Genomic DNA, 18,328 nt, shown 5'->3' on the forward strand with positions numbered 1-18,328 from the left:
TCAGTGGGCGAAGTCGATCGCTTCAGTGTCGCGGGCGTGCGCGTGCATGGCGCGCTCGGCGTCCTTCAACGCGAGCCGCATCCGCTCCAGCACCGGCGTGAACTCGTCCATCGAGTGCTGCATCCGCTGCATGCTCGGCTTGAACTCACCCTCCCAGAGATTGTCGAACGAGGTGGCCCGGCGTCCCTTCCAGTCCATGCTCTTCACGCCGGCGCTGAGCGTACTGATCATCGCCTGCATCCGGTGCACGCTGGCGTTCATGTCGCGGATCAGCGCGGTGGTCTCCACGTCCGCCTGCTGTCCGAACTTACGCCCCAACTCGTGGGCCTGCCCGGGATCGAGCTGGTACATCGCAGTCTCCTGTCGGTGCTGGTCGGTGCCCTCCTGCGGTCGCAGGGCGAGCGGTCGATCCGTCCGGATCGACGCATTCGACGCTAGGCGCCGGGCCCACCCCGGCGGTATCGGAAGCCCTTCCGATACCGCCGGGGCCAGGTGCGCCCCGAGACTGGCGACGTGAGCAATGTGGATGCCCTCGCGGCGCGGGTACGCGCCCTCAAAGAGCGGGTCGACGAGGCCGACGGGTACGCCCGGGCCTGCCGGGCCGCACTGGCCCGGCTCCGGGGCCCGCTCGGCACGCTGTCCACCGTCTCCGTCGACGTCGGTGGCCTTCGGTCGAGGTCGGCGAAGGTCGACCGGGCCCGGAGCCAGGCCGAGTCAGCCCGGGAGGTGGTGGGGACCGCGCGGTCGAGGCTGGCCGACGCGGCCGGTGATCTCGGCCGGATCGCCGGCCGGTACGAGCGGCAGGCCGACATGGCCCGAGCCGATCTCAGGGCGGCGAGAAAGCAGCTCGCCGCCGCGATGGCCAGCGGAGTGGGGTGACGAGATGTCAGGTTTCAGCGGCGTACGGGTCTTCGTCTTCGGCGAGTTGTTCGACCTCGACCAGCGCCTGCGCGGACAGGCCCGAGCGCTCGGCGAGGTGGCGGGCGACCTGCACCTCGACACCGGTTCACTGCCGCCCGAGGCGCAGGCTGTGGTGGCCGCGCTGAAGGGACTGGCCGGCCTGCTCGACCGGGCCGCCGACACCCTGCTCACCGCCGCCACGGCCTTCGGGCAGACCGGCGCAGACGCGAGCCGGGTCGACCTGCTCGACCCGTTCACCCCGATGCTCGCCTCGCTGAAGGGAAAGGTAGTGCCGCCGGGCGGGTACGGACCGCTCGGCCCGTACCCGTGGCTGGGCGGTCAGGCCGCCTTCTTCGGCAGCACGGCCGCGACCATGCTGCGCAGCCATTACGGCTACCGCCACTGGGTGAAGGACGGGCCGAAGTGGCCGATCAACGGCTCCGGCCCGCGCGCCCACCCGCAGGTCCGCCAGGCGATCGACCGGACGGCGAAGATCGCCAAGGTCGGCGGCCGGGTAACCGGAGTGGCGGGGTCCGGTAGCCGCCGCCTGAAGGAGGGCGCGAGCGTGCCGGAGGCGGCCACCGGTGCCGCCGCGGAGACGGCCACCATCGAGGCGTGCGCGACCGCGGGTGCCCGGATCGGCATCGCCACGCCGATACCGCACCCGCTGGTCAAGGGCGGGGCGATCGTGGCCGGCGGAGTGATCGGCGGCGCCGCCTGCTCCGGCCCTGGCCGGTGGGTGGGCGACCGGGCCAGCGACGCCGCAGGCGAGGTGGCCGACGTGGCCGAGGACGTCGGAGGCTTCTTCAAGAAGATCCTCGGCGGATGACGCGGATGTCGACCACGACCACGCTGCACCTGACCACGCACGAACTCCACGCGCTCGCGGACGCGCTGGACGCCCCGGGGCTGTGGGGCGTCCCTGTCCCGCCGGACGCCCCGGAGCCGACCCCGGGCACCGACCCGCTCGCCGGCCTGGTGACCCGGGGACTACTTGAACCGGACGACGCCGGTTCCCTGTGGCCGTCGGTCGACCTCGGCGCGCTGGTCGAGGCGGTTGCCACCCACCGGGTGTGCGTGCTCGTCGAGCAGACCGCGACGACCGCCGGCCCCGGGCCGCGCACGGTCCATGCGGTGCTGGCCGGCGGCACCGGCCTGGTCCGGCACCGGCTCGGCGAGCCGGTGCACACGTTCGTGCTCGACGCGGGGTCGGCCGACCGCCTCGCGGACACCCTCGTCGCGCTGGTCGAGCCCGCGCCGGGGGACGGCCGTCCCGGGACCCGGCGGTTCCGGGGGCGGTTCGGGGCCCTCGCCGATCTGGTGCCCGAGCCGGCGGGCGGCTGGCGGCGGTGCAGCGTCCTGCTGCGGGCCGACGGCACCGACGGACGGTCCAGGGTGGACGGCCTGCTCGCCGTCCTCGACGCCGGTCCGGACCGGCTGTGGCTGGTCCGCGAGTACGACGGCCCGGAGCTGGACGAGGGTGGCCCGGCGGTGGTCGCCGAGCCGGCCACCGCCGCCGAGGTCACCGCCGCGCTGCACGCCCTCGCGCTGCACGCCGAACCCGGCCCCTGAGTTCCGCGCTTCGCAGTTCGCGCCGCCGCCGGCCACCCGTTGCCCACGGGTGGCCGGCGGGCTGTTCAGCGCGGGGTCGAGCCGAGGCTGCGCGGGTTCAGCAGCGCGCGCAGCCGGGCCAGCGGCGGTAGCTGCCGCAGCACCGCGGCCCGGATCAGGTCCGCCTGGGTCCAGGCCAGGTCGGCGGCGGACGGGTTGATCCCGCCGGGCGCGAAGGCCGCCTCCTCGTGCAGCCCGCCGAGCCGCCGTACGGCGTGGGCCACCGACTCGTCGAACCGGCCCTGGACCGTACCGACCACCTCACCGACGGTCTGCGACCGGGTGACCGCGACACCACCGTCGAGCAGCCGTTCCACCGTCTCCCGCCAGGCACCCAGCGCCCGCCGGCCCGGGTCGACGGCGCCGCGTCGACGGCGCCGACGGATGCTCTTGGCGACGGGTACCGCCGCGCCGACCAGCAGCACCACACCGACCAGGACGGAGACCTCGACCGGCCAGGGCGTGTCACCCCCGCCGGGGCGCGCGTCGGTGGCCCCGGCGGCGGGGGGATCAGCGGTCCGCGCAGCGCCGGCACCGGGGGTGGGCTCGGCGGACGGGCGACGCTCGGGCTGCTCTGGGGTGGGTTCGTCGGCGCCCTCGGTCTCGACCGTGCGGGTCGGGGTGGGATCGAAGTCCAGCCAGCCCACCCCGTCGAAGCGGACCTCCGCCCAGGCGTGGACGTCGCGGCCCTCCGCCCGGTAACGGCCCGCCTCGCCGGTGGGCCGGGGGCGGAACCCGACCACCACCCGTACGTCGTAGCCCAGGATCCGGGCCAGCACGGCGAAGGCGCTGGCGTACTGCTCGGCGGTGCCGACCCTGGTGCGACGCAGCTCGCGGATCTGGTAGAGACCGTGCCCACCGGGGGGCTCGGCGGTCTCCAGCCGGTAGTCCGCGAAGTGCCCCGCCAGCCGAACCAGCGCCGCGTAGCTGCGCTCTCCCCCGGCCACCTGGCGGGCCCAGGTGCGCAGATCCTCCGGGGCGGCGAAGGCCGACGCGGCCGGTCCGGCGGCCGGGACGGAGACCCGCCTGCGCTCCTCGTCGACGACGCCGACGACGCTGTCGATCCGGTACTGCGCCGGCACCGGCTGGCCGGCGGGCACCACCACGTCGCCGCTGGCCTCGTCGACGGCAAGGCCGGCGACCGAGACCCCGGTGGGGCGACCGCTGGACAGCAGCCAGCCGACCACCTCGGGCCGGTTGACGCGGATCAGCTCGGTGCGGTGTTCCGCCGGGCCGGCGGCGGGCCCCGGCGGGAACCGCGTCCCGGCGTGCCGGTACCGGGCCCCGGTGCTCCAGAGGGTGCCGTCGAAACTCTCCAGGGTCACGTACCGCAGCCGCTGCGGCGGCTGGCTCGACGTGACGGTGACCGAGAACGGACGCTTGCCGCTGAGCAGGGCGGGAAACAGGGCCAACGGGCTGGTCGACGTCCGGGGCTCGACCGGCTCGGTGACGAACTGCCGGGCCTCGGCCGGTGCGGTTCGACCCGCCGGGGCGAGCAGTTCCGCACCGACGCCACCGGCGACGACGACCAGCCCGGTCAGGCCGACGGCGGTCAGCACACCAACCAGCCGCTGGTACGGCGCACGGCTCGCCGGGGCGGCCGGCTGCTCCCCGCCGGCACCCCCCGCCGGCGGTGGGCCGGGGTGCGACCCGGCGAGCCCTCCCGCGCCGAGCCGACCGAGGACGAGCAGCCCGGCGGCACCGACCGCGACGGCCGGGGCGAGCCAGCCCGGTGGCGGGCCGGCCGGCGCGGAGACGGACAAGCCGGCGGTCACCGCGAGCAACGGGGCGACCAGGGGCAGCAGGGCGGCTCGCCGGCGTAGCGCCGGTTCCACGGCGCCCAGGGTGGCCGCCCCGACGACCAGCGTGACGACGGCGAACTCCGGACCGGTCGGCTCCAGCGGCAGCGCCGCGCTGAGCAGTTGCCGGGTGGCCCGCACGATCGCCGATCCGGGGGCGACGACCAGCAGCACGAAACCCACCAGCACGCCGAGCGTCACGGCCAACCGGTTCACCGGCGCGAGTCGGGTACCCGCAGCGAGGAGCAGGGTGGAGGCGGTGACCAGTCCTATCGCGCTGAGCAGGACGGGCCCGTACCGCCAGTCGGTGAGCGCGCCGCCGGGGCCGACGCCGAAGGCCGGTGCGAAGGCCGGGACGGCGGTGGCCGCCAACCCGACCCCCACCAGCGCCCGGGCGAGCTGCCACCGGTCCGGCCGGCTGCCGCGTGCCGCCGGGCCGGCGTCGTCGCGTGCGTGGCGTGCTTCATCGGGGCGGTTCAGCATGCCGTTCCTCCACCGACCACCCGGGACCAGGCCCTGATGGCGCCATCGACATGGGTGGCGCGCACGACGGCCAGACCCGCCCGGCGGGTGACCGTGGGCACCGGGGTGGGCCCGTCGCCGCCGGCCGTCCCGGCCCGGTCCGGTCCGGCGTCACCCGGGTCCGCCCGGTCGGCGTCGAGCTGCACCACGACGACCTGACTGAACCGGCGCCGCAGTGGCGCCAGGCGGGCCACCAAGCCCTGCTCCGCGCCGGATACCACGACCAGGGTGCCGCCCGGCCGGGCCCGCTCGGCCAGCCGGACCAGCACGTCGTTGCCGTCGGGGCGGCTGCGTTTGAGGGCGGCGAGCCGGTCGAGGACGTCGTACCCGCCCGCCTCCCGCACCGCCTGGCGATCCTCGCCGACGGCGACCAGGCTGACCTCGTGCCCACCCCGGGTCGAGGCGGCGGCGACCGAGGCGGCGACCTCCACGGCGACCTCGAAACCCGCCGGCGTCAGGACGTTGCCCCGGGTGTCGAGCAGGACGGTGGTGGTGGGCTCGGTGGTGTCCACATGCTCACGGACCAGGAGCGTGCCGCGTCGCGCGGAGGACCGCCAGTGGATGTGCCGGGGGTCGTCGCCAGGCTGGTACTCGCGCAGCGCCGCGAACGCCGTGGAGCCCCGCGCCGACTGGTCGGTGAGCCGACCCTCGAAGTCGAGGACGACCCCGCGCGGGACCGCCGGCACCGGATGCACCCGGGGGCGGATCCACAGCCACGCCTGCCCGGAGATCGGCTGGGCCCGCCGGGCCAGGCCGAGCAGGTCGTACCGTTCGACCACCACCGGGCCGAGCCGGACCAGCCCGCGGCGGGCGGTGGGGACCGGCAGGTGCAGCGCGCGGCGTTGCCGGCCGGCGAGCGGGGCGACCCGGACTCGCAGCGGCGCCGCGTCGAACTGCTCGACGGCGTCGAAGCGGGGGGCCAGGAAGCGGTTCAGGTTGTGCACGTCGAGGCGGATCAGCGCCGGCTCGCCGACGGTCACCCGGTGCGGGGTGATGGTCCGGGTGACGCTGATCCGGGGTCGGATCAGGATCGCCGCCAGCGCGCAGGCGAGCGCGACCGCCCCGGCCACCCCCACCCCAGTCAGGGTGGGGTAGCCGAGCGCCAGGCCGGCGACGGTCAGCGCGACGGCACCCAGGAGCACCGCCCAGCCCGACCCGGTGAGCACCCTCACGACACTCCGGCGGCGGCCGGCACTGGGACCGCGCGCAGCACTTCGGCGAGCACCTGCTGCGGGCGTACGCCGCGCAGCTCGGCGTCGGGGTCGAGCAGCAGCCGGTGGGCCAACACCGGCTCGGCGAGCGCCTTCACGTCGTCCGGGGTCACGTACCCGCGCCCCTCGCAGCCCGCCCACGCCTGGGCGGCCCGCATCAACGCCAGGCTGCCACGCGGGCTGGCACCGAGCCGCAAGTCCTCGCGGGACCGGGTGGCGTGCACCAACTCGGCGATGTACCGGGCAATCGTGGGTGCGACGTGGATCGTGCCGGCGTACTGGATCATCCAGGACACCTGCTCCAGGGTGGACACCCGGGCCAGCTCCGGCAGCGCCCGGGTGGCCCGGCCGGTGAGGATCGCGGTCTCGGCGTCCAGGTCCGGATAGCCGACAGCGATGCGCAGCAGGAACCGGTCGAGCTGCGCCTCCGGCAGGCGGTACGTGCCTTCCAGGTCGATCGGGTTCTGGGTGGCGATCACCAGGAACGGCCGGGGCACCGGGTGGGTGGTGCCGTTCTCGGTCACCTGGTGTTCCTCCATCACCTCCAGCAGGGCCGACTGGGTCTTCGGCGAGGCCCGGTTGATCTCGTCGGCGAGGACGAGGTGGGCGAAGACCGGGCCGGGCCGGAAGGTGAACCGGCCGTCGCTCTGGTCGTAGACCGAGGTGCCGGTGATGTCGCTGGGCAGCAGGTCCGGGGTGAACTGGATGCGGTGCCAGCTCGCCTCCAGTGAGTTGGCGATGCCCTTGGCCAGGGTGGTCTTGCCCACCCCGGGGACGTCCTCGACGAGCAGGTGACCGCCGGCGAAGAGACAGGTCAGTGCGAGCCGGACCACGGCCGACTTGCCCTGCAGGGCGTACTCCATGTTCTGCTGCAACGCCCGGAAGGTGGCCGCGAAGTAGTCAGCCGGGTCGGAGCTGGGGCGGGACGGGTTGGTCGTCGGATCGGTGCGCGGGTTCACTGGTCGGGCCTTCCGTTCGCGGCCTGGCAGGCGGGCGTGGTCTTCAGGGGAAGTGGGGGCTCTGCCGTGTCCAGCAGGGCGGCGATCTCGTAGCAGTGCCGGGTGCGGTGGTCGGCGGTGGCGACCAGGTACGGCGGCGAGGTGTCCGGGGTGAAGTCCTCGATCGGCGTGCCGTCGCGGTAGACGAGGTAGTACTGGAAGCCCGGCAGCGCGGTGCCGTCGGGGAAGGTCAGCCGCACCGTGCCGACACGGGCGCTCGTGGCTGTCACCGGCAGCCGGTAAAGCACCGGCTGCGCCTGCTCGGTGGCCGTCGGAGTCGGCGTCGATGTCGGACTGCCGCGGTCGCCGAGCGCCAGCCCGACGCCACCGGCGACCAGTGCGCAGACGACCGCCGCGATGGTCAGCGGTATCCAGCGGCGACGCCGGGCGGGCGGCGGCGGTGGCGGCGAGTCCGCCAGTGGGCGCACTGTGCTGCGGGTCGCCTCACCGGTCCCGGCGGCGTCCCGTGCTTCAGTGCCGTACCCCGACAACCCGGCCACCCCGCCGCCCGCGCCGGACCGGCCGTCACCGCTCGGGCCGCCGTCCGCAGGTGAGCGGTCGCCTGCGGCCGGGACGGGGGCGACCGCAGGCGGAAGCGTCGCGCCGCCGCCGGGCCGGCCGGCCGCGGCGTCCCCCGCAGCGAGGCAGGTGAGCCGATCCGCCACCGTGGCGGCGGCCGGTCGGGCCGCCGGATCCTTGGCGAGGCAGGCCCGTAGCAGGTCCCAGAGCGGGTCGGGCAGCCCGGCCGGCCGGGCCGGCTCCTGTTCCAGGTGGGCGAGCTGCAACGCCGCGGCACCCGAGCCCCGGATCGGCCGCTGGCCGGCCAGCAGCTCGTAGAGGGTCACCCCGAGGGCGTAGACGTCACTGGCCGGCAGCGCGGGGTGCCCGGTATGGATCTCCGGCGCGAGGTAGCTCGGCGTACCGACGACGACGCTCTCGCTGGTGAGCTGCGGGCCGTCCAGCAGCTTCGCCAGCCCGAGATCGGTGAGGTAGGCGTGCAACCGGTCGCCGTCGTGGCGGAGCACCACGTTCTCCGGCTTCACGTCGCGGTGCACCACCCCGACCGCGTGCACCGCGGCGAGCGCCCCGGCGACCTGGGCCAGCACGGCCAGGGTCTCCGACCGGGTCAGCCCGGCGTACGCCGCCGCTTGCCGGAGGTGCTCGCCGAGCACCAGGTCCATCACGATCGCGACCACGTCGCCCTCGGCGACCAGGTCGTGCACCCGCACCAGGTGCGGGTGCGTCAGCGCGGGCAGCACGGTGCGCTGGCGCAGGAACCGGACCAACGCGTCCTGGTGGCCGACCAACTCGCGGCGCAGGATCTTGATCGCGACCGGCTGCCCGTCGCTGATCCGTCGGCCGCGCCAGACCACACCGGAGGCGCCGCTGCCGATCTCCTCGTCGTAGAGGTAGTTGCTGCCCAGCGGGGTGCCGGTGGGGTCCGGGTGCAGGGTGGCCAGTTCCCGGGGATCGGCCACCGGCGTCCCCACCGGCGGCTGCGCGCCGGCCGTTGACGACTCCCTCGTGTCCACGCCCCCCGGCCGGGTCGGCCGGCCGTTACCGGCCACCAGGTCACCGATCTGCTCGACCGTCGGCCGGCACGCCGGATCCCGGTCGAGCCCTCGCACCAGCACGTCGGTCACCTCCGGCGGCACGTCTGGCCGGTGCAGCCGGGGCGGGGCCGTGGTGAGCGCCCGCAGCACCGCCGGCTGGCCGGTGCCGAACGGCGGCTCCCCGGCCAGCAGCGCGTACGCGGTAGCCGCTAGGGCGTACCGGTCGCTCGCCTCGGTCGGGTCCTCGCCGAGCAGGACCTCGGGTGCGCTGTAGGCGGGATCCGGCTCCACCAGGTGCACCGGTGGTGGCGGTGCCAGCCGGACGACGCCGGCGGGATCGGAGAGTAGCCGGGCGGGGCTGACCACGCCGGCGACCAGCCCGACGCCGTGCAGGGTGGTCAGCGCTCGGGCGGCGGCCCCGACGGCGACACCTGCGGTCGGGGCGGGCAGTGCTCCACTGCTCAACAAGTCGGCCACCGTCGTCGGGTGGTCGGGAAAACGCAGCCACGGGTGACCGTCCGGGTCGACGCCGCCGTCCTGCACCGGGGCGATCCCACCCTCGTTGGGCAGGGACCGGAGCAGTTCGAGGTGACGCAGGTAGCCTCGGGCGGCGGCCCGGGGCAGCGGAGTCGCACCCCGCCAGGAGGCCGCCCGGGGTCCGGTCCCGCCGTCGTTCGCCATCTGCACCGCCGCCTGTCCGTCGAACCCGGTTCGGTCCCGACGGTCCGATGTGGATTTACGGATCAGACCCTAGGTCAGGCCCGGTACGCCTCGGAACCGGAAGCCCTCACCGTTGCGGGATCGTGGCTGTCGTCCCTCTCGACGGCGCTACTGCCGCAGGTCGTCCTTGGTCACCAGCCGACGGGACAGCGCATACTCGGCGAGGTTCTCCAGGGCGTTGTGGCCGGTAAGGCTCGGTGCGCCGGCGGCGGTGAGCCGGGCACGGAGGTACTCGATCCGCCTCAGGACGGTCGACCTCTTCTCACCGAGCCGGGCGGCGGCGGCCTGGTAGCTCCTTGGTTTGGGCACGGCCTCCGGCGGATCCCGCAGGTACTCGACGAACAGGGCCGCCATGGTCCGCCGCTCGGCGGCGGTGACCAGTACCTTCTCCCCGACGACGGTCGGCAGGCCGGGGGAGAGCGTCTGCTCCGGCTGCGGATGACTGATCGGCACGTCCACCCGGATCCGGTGGCTGCGGGTGCCCTCGACGAGCACCCAGATCGGCTCTTCGACCGGCAACCGCTGCCCTGGCCCGAGAACCTTCCGTAGACCGCGCTCGTCGATCACCGACAACGGTCGGCTGGTGGAACGGTTGGTCAACCGCCAACCATCGTGGACGAACTCGAACGCGCCAGCCCGCCGGGACACCGAGATGTCCTCCGGGTCGAGACAGACCGTGCAGTCGGCGGCTCGCCCGAACGTGACGATCTCGGTCGGCCGGCCGATGTGCACGGTGTTGTCGAAGGTGACGGTCAGATCGGTCAAGATGCCGGGTAGTCCTTCCCAATCCTCGGCGCTGCCAATGGCCCCCCGGATGTCCTACGCTCGTCCAGCGGAGGAGCCGGGCACGGTGACTCTACCGTAACAGTGCGCAACGGAGGTAGTCATGCTCAGGCGGCACCGTGAGCGGCTCACCCAGGTCGGACTCGTGGTCGGCGTGCTGGCGACGGTGCTGGTGACCACGTTCGGGATCGGCTACCGGTCCTCGGAGGCGGTGCCCGGCGACGCCAGCACCTACGTCCAGAAGGGCCAGACCGTCGTGCGGGTCAACGCCGAGAGCGGCGAGGCCGACGCCCGGTCCGCCCGCGCCCTGGCCACCGGCCGGCAGCGGCTGGAGGTGGTCCAGGTCGGCCCGGAGCGGGTCTACATGGTCAACAACGAGACCGGTGAGACCTGGCGGATGCTGACCGACGACATGCGGCCGACCCGGGTCGACCAGGCGCCCCATGGCGGCCAGCCGCCGTCGGCCGGCGCGACGCCGTCGGCCGGCACCTCCGGCCGGCCCGCCACGGGCACCGGCGACCAGCCGTCCAGCCCGCCGTCACCCGCCCCGGGCACGCGGACGGCGGCGGACGGCCGGGAGGGCACCCGCCAGCTCGTCACCGGTGGCGAGCAGGCCTATCTGCTGAACCCGGTCGACGGCACGCTGGCCCTGCTCGACGGCAACAGCTCCCGACCGGTGAGGCTTCCCGCCAGGGTCGACGACGCCGTCGTCGACAGCCATGGGACGGCCTGGGCGCTCTCCCAGATCGCCGGCAGGCTCTATCGGATCGACGGCGACGGGGTGCGGGACGAGTCGGTCGTATCGGCGCCGGAGGGTGCCGTCCGGCTCACGCTCGCCGGTGACCGGCCTGTCGTCTACCAGGCTGTCCGGGGCACCGGCGGCTCGGCCCGGATCATCGGTGACGGCTCGCGGGGCGATCGCACGGTAGACTTGGACAAGCGCGTCGACGCCGGTGCGGTCCGGGTCGCCGAGCCGGGTGCGCCGCTCCCGGTGCTGGTGACCCTGCACCAACCCGAAGACACCATTTCGGTGATCGACTTCAGGACCGGCACGCAGTACGAGGCCAGGCTCTCCGGGCGGCGGGGCATCCGGGACTACGGCCGGCCCGTGGTGACCGGGGACCGGATCTACGTACCGGACCACCGGCAGCGCCAGGTGATCGTCCTGGAGTTGGGCACGCTGCGGCAGCGGCGTGCTGTGCAGGTCCCCGGCACCGGTCGGTTCGAGGTGACGTACCGCGACGGGCGGGTCTGGGTCAACGACCCGTACGCCCGGCGGATGCTGGTCTTCGACCGGGACGAGCTGCACGAGGTGGACAAGGGTCGGGGCGACGGCGTGGCCGACGACCCGGCGCCGACCGCGCCGCGCACCACTCCCCCGCGGACCACCGCGCCGACTGTCCGTCCGACCACGTCGGCCGCGCTGCCCAGCCCAATCACGAGCCCTCGACCGACCCGGTCGGCCAGTCCCCGTCCCCGGCCGGCGCGGACGCCACAGTTGGTCGAGGTGCCGCAGGTGGCCGGCAAGGATCAGGCCACGGCCTGCGCCGATCTGACCGCGGCGGACCTGCGGTGCGTGCCGACCACCCGCAACGACCCCGGATGTGAAACCGGTCGGGCGCTGGCCTCGGTGCCGGAGCCCGGTTCCCGGGTGCACCCCAGGACCCAGGTGACCGTCTTCGTCTGCGGCCCGACGGTGGTGCCGCCCGTCCTCGGCAGCTTCGTCGACCAGGCGTGTCAGGCGATCCAGAACGCCGGGCTGACCTGTGCACCGGTCGAGGGCGGGATCGCCGCGACGCCGGCGGAGATGGGCAAGGTGATCGGGCAGAGTCCCGAGGCGTCCAGCCAGGTCGCCAACCGGACGCAGGTCACGGTGACCTATCTCGGCAAGGACCGGGTCACCGTGCCGGACGTGAACGGGCTGGCGTCGGCCGCGGCGTGCGAGCGGTTGACGTCGCTCGGCTTCGGCTGTGCGCCCAACCCGGAGGAGGTGACCTGGGACGTGGACGTGGTGAAGAGCCAGGACCCGGCCGCCGGTACGGCCGCGGCCGTCCCCGGCACCCAGGTGAAGATCAACTATCAGGACACCGCCGCCGTGCACCTGCAGCGGTTCAAGGTCAGCGGCCAGGACGCCCGGATGCTGTCGCTCGACCCGAACCCGCAGGCCGGTTTCGAGCAGCAGCCGGCGATCGGTGGAGCCTACCCGCCGAACGCCCAGGTGGCCGGCCTCGTTGACGTCTACGGCTTCGTCTGCCGGAACAACTGCGGCGGCGGCACCCGGGACATCAGCTACTACTACTCCCAGGACCCGAACCCGCCCACCTCGCGGTACGAGAGCATGGGCCGGGTCTTCCGGTGCTTCGGCAGCCCGGTACCGGGCACCGCCCTGTTGAACGGCATGTACAGCAACGCGCGACGGGCCTGGGGCTTCGCCCCGGTAGGCAGTTTCGAGCACGACTCGCACACGCAGAACGGTTACACCGACCAGACCACGAACATCTGCTACATCTGGTTCAAGGTGCCGCCCTTCCGTCCGAACGGGTAACTCGGGGCCCTCGACATCGTCTACCGAGCACTCCTCGCCGGTGCCACAGACGCATCAACGTGGCAGCTTGACAGAGAGCAAGCGGACGCGATTCGGCACCGCCCCCGGGTTGGTGCCGTCGGCACGGGTTTGCCGCCCTGCCCGGCCTCGGCGACGAAGTCGGCGAGCGTCACAAAGCGGAGCGGATCCGGATGCTGCCGGGCGCACTCGCGCGGCCGGGGGTCCCGGGTGCCGCGCGACTCGAGCGCGATGGTGGCCAGCAGCCGGGCCCGGGCCGGACCGGGGCCGTCCGGAGTGAGGACCGCCAGGGCGCGTTCCGCAGCGGCGACGATGCCGGCGGCCTGCTCGGGGTTGTCGGCGCGGGGCCAGAGCGCCGGTACGTCGTAGGCACCGATCACCCGCGCGGTCAGCTCCAGGTCGCCGAACTGCTCGGCGGCGGTGACCGCCACGGCCCGCTGCTCTTGAGCCACCTCCAGCCCACCAGCACCGGTGACCGCAAGGTTGCGCAGCAGGCCGACAGCGGACTCCAGCCGCACCCGGGCTCCGCCGACCAGCACCCGGTAGTAGGCGAAGCGGCCCGCATCAACACCTCGCCCGCCGGGTCTGACCGGCCGGGGCCGTCCAGACGCGGATCGTGCCGCAGGATATCGATCTCCAGCAAAGCCCGTCGACGGCGCTCACCGCGACGCCACGGCTTTCTCAGACGAGACTGTGCTACCCGGCAGCCGGGATCGACCGTGGCAACGATGCTCGCCAGAGCCGCGCCTGAGAGCACCCTCCAACGACGTGCGGATCTTCGCGTGCGACAGCAACAACGCGGCGCTGGCTCGCACCGCCTCCCTGGCCATCTTCCTGAACACGTGGATGGAGGTCTCGGCGGTGGTGACCGGGCTGGCGTCGCCCATACTGAGCTGAATCATTTTCAGGTCCACCCCCGCAGCCAATGCCAGACCCGCGCAGCCACGTGCCTGGTGGCAGATCGCGTCCATGGGCTCGCTGAACGGTCCTCGTGCGCAGCTTGCCGGTGCGTCCCCTGGCCGGTCTTGGGACCCAAGGTCGAATCCCGACTCACGAACTGAATTGAAGGCTCTTTCGCGCGTCGACCGGCTCGTAGTCGATGGAAATCGTGAACCAGTACGGAAACCGATTTGCACCCAATCTCCCTGGGTGAGGGTGTGACCACCACCGAGAAAGGGAGAAAGCGATGAAGAGCCACGGTGCTGTCGTGAAGCGGTGCGGCTGCCTGGACCCGGCCACCAGGCGGACGTTGGGCAAGAGCTGCCCGAGGCTGCCGGAGCTCGATCATGGAAGTTGGTACTTCCACTGCTCCACCAGGAATCTGCTCGGACAGGCCGAGCGGGTACGCCGGGGCGGGTACGCGTCGGAGGCCGCCGCGCGGAAGGCCCGCGACGAACTCCTCATCCTGTCTCGCGAGCAGCAGACCGGACGGTCGTGGACGGTCACCCGGTGGTTGCGGTACTGGCTGTCGACCAGGACCCGGATCCGGCCCACGACCAGGATGCACTACACACGCGACGTCGAGCGTTTCCTCGTCCCCCACGTCGGGCACCTGATCCTCGGTGAGCTGACCTCCCGGCAGCTCAACGCGGCGTTCACGCAGATCGCCGCCACCCGCAATCGGTCTGGCCAGCCGCAGACGCCGTGCACGCTGCAGCACGTCCACACCACGTTGCGGGCCGCGCTCAACGCCGCCATCCGGGAGGGCCTCATCGTGGACAACCCCGCCCGGCGGGTGGAGCTACCCGTCCAGGAGCGTCCTCTGGCGCGGTTGTGGACCGAGAACAGGGTCGCTGAATGGGAAGCCACCGGTGAGCGGCCGTCGGTCGCGGTCTGGACACCGGTCCAGCTCGCCGCGTTCCTCGACTACGTCCGCGACGACAACCTGTTCGCCCTGTGGTGGCTGATCGCCCTACGCGGCCTGCGCCGCGGCGAAGCCGCCGGCCTGCGCTGGACCGAGATCGACCTCCACGCCCGCCAACTATCGATCGTGCGGCAACGCACCACCGCCGGCTACGACGTCTACGAAGGCCCACCCAAGTCCGCGACCAGCCGCCGCACCATCGCCCTCGACCGGCACACCGCACGGATACTGCGCCGGCACGCCGAACGGCAACGCCACCACCGCACCCGCCGAACCGGCGGCGGGAAGGTCTGCCACGACAGCGGCTACGTGTTCACCAGCCCCGACGGGCTACCCGTGCACCCCGGCTACCTCACCCAACGTCTGCGCCTCCTGGTCGACCGGGCCGGGCTACCCCCGATCCGGCTGCACGACCTTCGCCACGGCGCCGCCACCCTCGCCCATACCGCCGGAGCCGACCTCAAGACCATCCAACACCAGCTCGGCCACGCCACGATCCGGATCACCGCCGACACCTACACCACCAGCCTGCCCGCCACCCAACACAAAGCCGCCGAAGCCACCGCCCGCCTCGTCCTCAAAGCCGGCAACCCGGGCGCCGAGATGCGTCCGCCCGCCAGGCGTCGCGATCACGGGAAGCGACGCCCGCCAACAACCGCGACGACGGAGCCGATCTCCGAGCGAAGCCAGCAGATGCCACCAAGAGCCGAAGACAACGCCACCATGCAGCCGGAGCCCGACGGCCCCCGAACACACGGAACTCGCTGACCACCCCTCGCTCACCGGACGGCCTGCCCTGGGACAGGAACGCTTCCCCTGCTCCCGGGCAGGCCGCTATCCGAAGCGCCCCGCCTCGAAGATCAGGCTTGGTAGGCCCCCGCCAGAGACGCCCTGACCCGCACATGCTGTAGGAGGAGCTCGGCCGACGCCCGTACCGCCTTCTTGGCCATCTGCTGGAACACGCAGATGTAGGTCTCGATTGTCGTCAGCGGGGTGTGGTGGCCCATGTCCTCCTGGATCTGCTTCAGGTCCACCCCGGCGGCCGAGGCGATCCCCGCGGCGCCGTGCCGCAGGTCGTGCAGCCGCACCGGCGGCAGATCCACATCCTTGACCAGCTTCGCGAAACGGCGGGTCAGCCAGTCCGGACGCACCGGCCGCCCATCCTCGTGCAGGAACACCCGCTGCTTCGGGTCCACCCGACCGAACCGTCGGCGTTGCCGATGCCACAGATCCGTCAGCAACCGCACACTGAACTCGTCCAACGCCAAGGTCCGCACCCCGGCCGCCGACTTCGGCGGACCCAACCGCTCCACCCCACGCACCACGACCACCTGCTCCCGGATGGTCAACTCACCATCGGCCAGGTTGATGTCCTCCCACCGCAACCCGGCGATCTCACCCCGGCGCGGCCCCCGCAACGCCACCAGCCACCACAACGCGAACAACGGATCGCCCTGCACCGACTCCAGGAACCGACCGACCTGATGCAGCCCCCACACCGCCACCCGAGGCCGCACCCCCGTGTCGTTCCACGCCTTCTCCCGCTCCGCGTCCCACACCACCGCCCGCGGGCGCGCCCCGTTCGGCAGCCGCAGCCCCCGACCGGGATTCCGGTCGATCACCCCCTGCCGCCGCGCCGCCGACAGCGCGCTGCGCAGCACCGCACGAATACCGTTCAGCGTGCCCGAAGAAATCAGCCGTCCACCCCGGACGTGGCGGTGCGAGATCCGGTCCATCGCCCGCTGCGCATCCCGGGTACGCAACCTCCGCATCCGGACGTGACCCAGCTGCGGGATGAGGTAGTCGTTCACCAGGCCGCGGTAGTTGACAATGGTCGAGAGACGCAGCCGCCCCTCGTTCTCCGACAACCAGAACTCCAGCCAACGCCTCAGCGTCCACATCCCGGCCGCCTCGTGCCCCGGCACCTGCCGCAACGCCCAACAGGCCCGCTCGGCCTCCGCCCTGCTGGCGAAACCACCGCGACGCACCCGGACACGCCGATCGTCAACATGAGCCACCCCCGCTTTCATGGAGCTTCTTGACCATGGTCTGATGGCCGTGGGGGAGGAAGTTGTCCGTGGCAGCACCGAAGAAGTACCCCGACGAACTGCGTCAGCGCGCTGTGCGCTTGTACCGCGAGTCGGACCCGAAGCCCGTGATCCGGCGCCTGGCCGAGCAGCTCGGCGTTCATCACGAGGCACTACGGAACTGGATCCGTCAGGCCGAGGCTGACGCCGACGAGCGTCACGACCGGCCGACCAGCGAGATGGCGGAAGAGAACCGCCGGCTGCGTAGGGAAGTCACCGAGCTGCGGCGGGCGAACGAGATCCTGAAGGCCGCGAGCGCGTATTTCGCGGCGGAGCTCGACCCGACCCGGCGACGGTCATGAGGTTCATCCACGAACACCGTGACCAGTTCGCGGTCGCGCTCCTGCTACGGGTCCTGAACATCGGCGCCTCGACCTACTACGCGTGGGTCAAGCAGGCCGAGCAGCCCTGCGACCGGGACGTGGTCGACCTGGGGCTGATCTCCAACATCCACGAGATCTGGGAGACCTCCGGGCGCACCTACGGCGCGGACCGGGTCCACCGGCAGTTGCGCCGCGACGGCATCTACGTGGGCCGCAAACGCGTCGAGCGGCTGATGACCGGCCAGGGTTGGCAGGGGGCGTTCCTGCGTCGAGGCTGGCGCGCCGGCTCCACGAAGCAGGATCCTCGGCACACGCCGGCGCCGGACCTGGTCGGGCGGCAGTTCACCGCCGACGGGCCGAACCGGCTCTGGGTCGCCGACGCCACCCGCATCCCCTGCGGCGAGGGCGTGTTCTGGCTCGCCGCGGTCCGCGACGTGTTCTCCCGCCGGATCGTCGGGTGGAAGACCTCCGACCGCTGCGACACCGACCTGATCCTCGCCGCCGTCGAATACGGCATCTGGTCCCGCGACGTCCGCGACGGCCAGTTGATCCACCACTCGGACAGGGGGTCGAACTATACGTCGTTCCGCTTCGCGGAACGCTTGCAGGACAACGGGATCCTGCCGTCGATGGGCTCCGTCGGCGACTCGTACGACAACGCGCTGATGGAGAACTTCTGGTCAACCCTGAAGATCGAACTCGTCTACCGCACCTCATGGCGGACCCGCGACGAGGCCGAGAACGCGATCTTCACCTACATCGACGGCTGGTACAACACCCGCCGCATCCAACGCGAACTGGGCTACCTCAGCCCGAACGAGTACGAGGCCGCCTGGCATAGCCGCCAGACCGCACCAGCCGAACCACCTATCGCCACCCCTGCACCAGCCGGCAGCAGGTAACCACCGCTCCATCAAAGCGGGGGGAACTCAGGCCGTGGTCGAACTCAGCGAGACGCTCGCACCGCACACCCAACTGGCGACCGGTCTGCTCGCACCGACAGCCGCACCGCCGATAAACCAGGCCCGCCTCGTTGGCCCTAGCCACCCATCCCCCAAGACACCCGGACAGGCTAGACAGCAGGCACACCATGATCATCAACCGAGTGGACATGGTGCCCAGACAAAGAGGCGGATCCGCATCATCCCTCCGCGAATCCGCTGCGCATCAACCCCGTAAGCCCAGGTCAACACAGCCCCACCAGGCCCGACATGTGGGTCACAGACGTGACCCACATGCGACCCACACCGACCCGAAAGCAGCGGCAATCATGAATATTGCCTGGTAGAACGTGTGCGCCCGAAGGGACTCGAACCCCTAACCTTCTGATCCGTAGTCAGATGCTCTATCCATTGAGCTACGGGCGCCCGGTGCTCGACCAGTCTACACAACCG

The 18,328-nt window shown here is 72.5% G+C and carries 16 protein-coding genes and 1 tRNA gene; 8 read left to right on the plus strand and 9 right to left on the minus strand.

Going from position 1 to position 18,328, the window contains the following annotated elements; all coding sequences use genetic code 11:
* Complete coding sequence (locus ACN268_RS21055; protein WP_091250833.1) at positions 1-351, minus strand: WXG100 family type VII secretion target; 351 nt, start codon at positions 349-351, stop codon at positions 1-3.
* A 162-nt stretch (positions 352-513) separates the two neighbouring features.
* Here ACN268_RS21055 and ACN268_RS21060 point away from each other — a divergent pair, with 162 nt between their 5' ends.
* The 3 genes from ACN268_RS21060 to ACN268_RS21070 are packed head-to-tail and all read left to right on the plus strand — an operon-like array spanning position 514 to position 2,472.
* The gene (locus ACN268_RS21060; protein WP_421484679.1) at positions 514-879 is read left to right on the plus strand and encodes a hypothetical protein; all 366 of its coding nucleotides are present in this window, start codon (positions 514-516) and stop codon (positions 877-879) included.
* Positions 880-883: 4 nt separating this feature from the next.
* Positions 884-1,729, plus strand: a complete 846-nt coding sequence (locus ACN268_RS21065) for a hypothetical protein (RefSeq protein ID WP_421484680.1) — start codon at positions 884-886, stop codon at positions 1,727-1,729.
* Positions 1,726-2,472, plus strand: a complete 747-nt coding sequence (locus ACN268_RS21070) for a hypothetical protein (protein ID WP_421484681.1) — start codon at positions 1,726-1,728, stop codon at positions 2,470-2,472. The genes ACN268_RS21065 and ACN268_RS21070 overlap by 4 nt, the downstream gene beginning before the upstream one ends.
* Before the next feature lie 65 nt (positions 2,473-2,537).
* On the opposite strand, the gene ACN268_RS21075 is transcribed toward ACN268_RS21070, so the two are convergent.
* The 5 genes from ACN268_RS21075 to ACN268_RS21095 all read right to left on the minus strand — a co-directional run bounded on the left by ACN268_RS21075 (position 2,538) and on the right by ACN268_RS21095 (position 10,079).
* On the minus strand, positions 2,538-4,793 hold the full coding sequence (locus ACN268_RS21075; protein WP_421484682.1) for a transglutaminase-like domain-containing protein: 2,256 nt from the start codon (positions 4,791-4,793) through the stop codon (positions 2,538-2,540).
* Complete coding sequence (locus ACN268_RS21080; RefSeq protein WP_421484683.1) at positions 4,787-6,004, minus strand: DUF58 domain-containing protein; 1,218 nt, start codon at positions 6,002-6,004, stop codon at positions 4,787-4,789. Before ACN268_RS21080 ends, ACN268_RS21075 begins: the two co-directional genes overlap by 7 nt.
* On the minus strand, positions 6,001-7,002 hold the full coding sequence (locus tag ACN268_RS21085; RefSeq protein WP_421484684.1) for an AAA family ATPase: 1,002 nt from the start codon (positions 7,000-7,002) through the stop codon (positions 6,001-6,003). Before ACN268_RS21085 ends, ACN268_RS21080 begins: the two co-directional genes overlap by 4 nt.
* Positions 6,999-9,275 (minus strand): protein kinase domain-containing protein, encoded by a 2,277-nt coding sequence (locus ACN268_RS21090; RefSeq protein ID WP_421486949.1) that lies wholly within the window; start codon positions 9,273-9,275, stop codon positions 6,999-7,001. Before ACN268_RS21090 ends, ACN268_RS21085 begins: the two co-directional genes overlap by 4 nt.
* Before the next feature lie 147 nt (positions 9,276-9,422).
* A complete protein-coding gene (locus ACN268_RS21095) occupies positions 9,423-10,079 on the minus strand; it encodes a hypothetical protein (RefSeq protein WP_421484685.1) in 657 nt (218 codons plus the stop codon).
* Positions 10,080-10,200: 121 nt separating this feature from the next.
* On the opposite strand from ACN268_RS21095, the gene ACN268_RS21100 reads away from it, so the two are divergent.
* Positions 10,201-12,642 carry a PASTA domain-containing protein gene (locus ACN268_RS21100; RefSeq protein WP_421484686.1) on the plus strand — a complete coding sequence of 814 codons (2,442 nt, stop codon included), beginning with the start codon at positions 10,201-10,203 and terminating at the stop codon, positions 12,640-12,642.
* 20 nt (positions 12,643-12,662) lie between these two features.
* Here ACN268_RS21100 and ACN268_RS21105 read toward each other — a convergent pair whose 3' ends face one another.
* The gene (locus ACN268_RS21105) at positions 12,663-13,199 is read right to left on the minus strand and encodes a hypothetical protein (RefSeq protein WP_421484687.1); all 537 of its coding nucleotides are present in this window, start codon (positions 13,197-13,199) and stop codon (positions 12,663-12,665) included.
* 229 nt (positions 13,200-13,428) lie between these two features.
* On the opposite strand from ACN268_RS21105, the gene ACN268_RS21110 reads away from it, so the two are divergent.
* Together ACN268_RS21110 and ACN268_RS21115 are read left to right on the plus strand one after the other, a co-directional pair.
* Entirely contained in the window at positions 13,429-13,557 is a 129-nt protein-coding gene (locus tag ACN268_RS21110; RefSeq protein WP_421484688.1) for a hypothetical protein, read from the plus strand.
* A gap of 289 nt (positions 13,558-13,846) precedes the next feature.
* A complete protein-coding gene (locus tag ACN268_RS21115) occupies positions 13,847-15,292 on the plus strand; it encodes a tyrosine-type recombinase/integrase (RefSeq protein ID WP_421484689.1) in 1,446 nt (481 codons plus the stop codon).
* Positions 15,293-15,384: 92 nt separating this feature from the next.
* Here the strand turns inward: ACN268_RS21115 and ACN268_RS21120 are convergent, their stop codons facing one another.
* Positions 15,385-16,512 (minus strand): tyrosine-type recombinase/integrase, encoded by a 1,128-nt coding sequence (locus ACN268_RS21120; RefSeq protein ID WP_421484690.1) that lies wholly within the window; start codon positions 16,510-16,512, stop codon positions 15,385-15,387.
* 89 nt (positions 16,513-16,601) lie between these two features.
* Here ACN268_RS21120 and ACN268_RS21125 point away from each other — a divergent pair, with 89 nt between their 5' ends.
* Positions 16,602-16,913, plus strand: coding sequence for a transposase (locus ACN268_RS21125; RefSeq protein ID WP_067308719.1), 312 nt, complete (start codon positions 16,602-16,604; stop codon positions 16,911-16,913).
* Positions 16,910-17,836 carry an IS3 family transposase gene (locus tag ACN268_RS21130; RefSeq protein ID WP_421482457.1) on the plus strand — a complete coding sequence of 309 codons (927 nt, stop codon included), beginning with the start codon at positions 16,910-16,912 and terminating at the stop codon, positions 17,834-17,836. Before ACN268_RS21125 ends, ACN268_RS21130 begins: the two co-directional genes overlap by 4 nt.
* A gap of 392 nt (positions 17,837-18,228) precedes the next feature.
* On the opposite strand, the gene ACN268_RS21135 is transcribed toward ACN268_RS21130, so the two are convergent.
* Positions 18,229-18,301, minus strand: a tRNA-Arg gene (locus tag ACN268_RS21135).
* Positions 18,302-18,328 lie beyond the last annotated feature (27 nt).

Origin of the sequence: Micromonospora sp. WMMD735 (genome assembly GCF_049178995.1) — a bacterium.
Classification (GTDB): Bacteria; Actinomycetota; Actinomycetes; order Mycobacteriales; family Micromonosporaceae; genus Micromonospora; species Micromonospora wenchangensis.

What these genes read in the sequence shown, in the direction of transcription:
- ACN268_RS21055 (WP_091250833.1), bottom strand. Translation starts at nt 351, where the DNA reads ATGTACCAGCTCGATCCCGGGCAGGCCCACGAGTTGGGGCGTAAGTTC.
- ACN268_RS21065 (WP_421484680.1), top strand. Translation starts at nt 884, where the DNA reads ATGTCAGGTTTCAGCGGCGTACGGGTCTTCGTCTTCGGCGAGTTGTTC.
- ACN268_RS21070 (WP_421484681.1), top strand. Translation starts at nt 1,726, where the DNA reads ATGACGCGGATGTCGACCACGACCACGCTGCACCTGACCACGCACGAA.
- ACN268_RS21075 (WP_421484682.1), bottom strand. Translation starts at nt 4,793, where the DNA reads ATGCTGAACCGCCCCGATGAAGCACGCCACGCACGCGACGACGCCGGC.
- ACN268_RS21090 (WP_421486949.1), bottom strand. Translation starts at nt 9,275, where the DNA reads ATGGCGAACGACGGCGGGACCGGACCCCGGGCGGCCTCCTGGCGGGGT.
- ACN268_RS21100 (WP_421484686.1), top strand. Translation starts at nt 10,201, where the DNA reads ATGCTCAGGCGGCACCGTGAGCGGCTCACCCAGGTCGGACTCGTGGTC.
- ACN268_RS21115 (WP_421484689.1), top strand. Translation starts at nt 13,847, where the DNA reads ATGAAGAGCCACGGTGCTGTCGTGAAGCGGTGCGGCTGCCTGGACCCG.
- ACN268_RS21130 (WP_421482457.1), top strand. Translation starts at nt 16,910, where the DNA reads ATGAGGTTCATCCACGAACACCGTGACCAGTTCGCGGTCGCGCTCCTG.